The organism is Fusibacter sp. 3D3 (assembly GCF_001748365.1).
In the GTDB taxonomy this organism is placed as follows: Bacteria; Bacillota; Clostridia; order Peptostreptococcales; family Acidaminobacteraceae; genus Fusibacter_A.
Genome location: NZ_BDHH01000054.1, coordinates 1 through 1,574 on the forward strand (window position 1 = coordinate 1; position 1,574 = coordinate 1,574).

The 1,574-nt window shown below is 46.3% G+C and carries 1 protein-coding gene; it reads right to left on the minus strand.

Features of this window, described 5'->3' with window-relative positions:
- On the minus strand, positions 1-1,574 hold a 1,574-nt coding region (locus F3D3_RS23140; protein ID WP_175438486.1), incomplete at its 5' end, for an InlB B-repeat-containing protein.

The window sequence follows — 1,574 nt, forward strand, 5'->3', positions numbered from 1 at the left end:
TCAATTGCCATTGTAGATGACTTTAAAAGTTGAATCCAACTTCCACTGAGCGTAGAGTATGACATTATTGGATCCCATGACAAATGTTGACGATGGTGCATAGCTTGTGCCCGTGCCGTCCGATACCGTATTCCAATTCACAAAAGTATGTCCTGCTTTTATCATACTGCCTGTGGTACTTGAAACCGTCACGGTATCACCTATAAGATACGCGTTACTATCTACTGGGACATTGCCAGAAGTTGAGCCATTGCCACTATAGGCAACCGTGTAAGTTGACGGTGAAGGCGGATTAGCAGTCCACTTCGCATATAAGATCACATTATTAGGGCCTATCGCAAAAGTCGCTGCGGGTGCATAGTCTGTACCAGTGCCATCCGAAGCTGTATTCCAGCCTGCAAAAGTGTAATTTGTTTTTGTAAGAGAACCTGAATTGCCGAGAACGGTTACTATATTGCCATTTTGATAAGCGCTACTATCTACCGGTACACTTCCTGAAGTTGAAGCATTGCCATTATATGTTACAGTATAAGTTGACGGTGAAGGCGGATCCTCTGTCCACTTCGCATATAAGGTCACATTACCTGCACCCATTGCAAAGGTCGCTGCAGGTGCATAATCCGTACCCGTGCCATCTGAAGCTGTATTCCAGCCTGCAAAGGTGTAATTTGTCTTTACAAGTGTACCTGTGTTCCCGAGAACGTTTACAGGGGCTCCTTCATAATATGAAGCAAGATCGGTTGGAATTGCTCCACCCGTTGAACCATTTGCATCATAGGTTACATTATAGAGTGGATTCGCTATCCACTTCGCATATAAGGTCACATTACCTGCACCCATGTTAAAAGTTGCAGCTGGTGCATAGTCTGTACCAGTGCCATCCGCTGAGGTGTTCCAGCCTGCAAACGTACTATACATTTTCACAAGGGTACCCGTGTTGCTAAGAACCGTTACCGAGCCACCACTGTAGTACGTTAAACCATCCACCGGCACATTCCCGCCGGTTTTACCATTGCCATCGTATGTCACCGTATACTTTGGATCCTCTGTCCACTTCGCATATAAGGTCACATTCCCTGCACCCATGTTAAACGTTGCAGCTGGTGCATAATTTGTACCTGTCCCATCTGAAGCAGTATTCCAGCCTGCAAAGGTGTTATTTGTCTTTACAAGTGTGCCTGTGTTCCCGAGAACGTTTACAGGGTCTCCTTCATAATATGAAGCAAGATCGGTTGGAATTGCTCCACCCGTTGAACCATTTGCATCATAGGTTACATTATAGAGTGGATTCGCTATCCACTTCGCATACAAGGTTACATTGCCCGCACCCATAGTGAGCGTCGCAGAGGGCGCATAGTCCGTACCAGTGCCATCCGCTAAGGTGTTCCAGCCTGCAAACGTACTGTACATTTTCACAAGGGTACCCGTGTTGCTAAGAACCGTTACAGAGCCACCGCTGTAGTACGTTAAACCATCAACCGGTACAATTCCGCCGGTTTTACCATTGCCATCGTATGTCACCGTATACTTTGGATCCTCTGTCCACTTCGCATATAAGGTCACATTACCTGCAC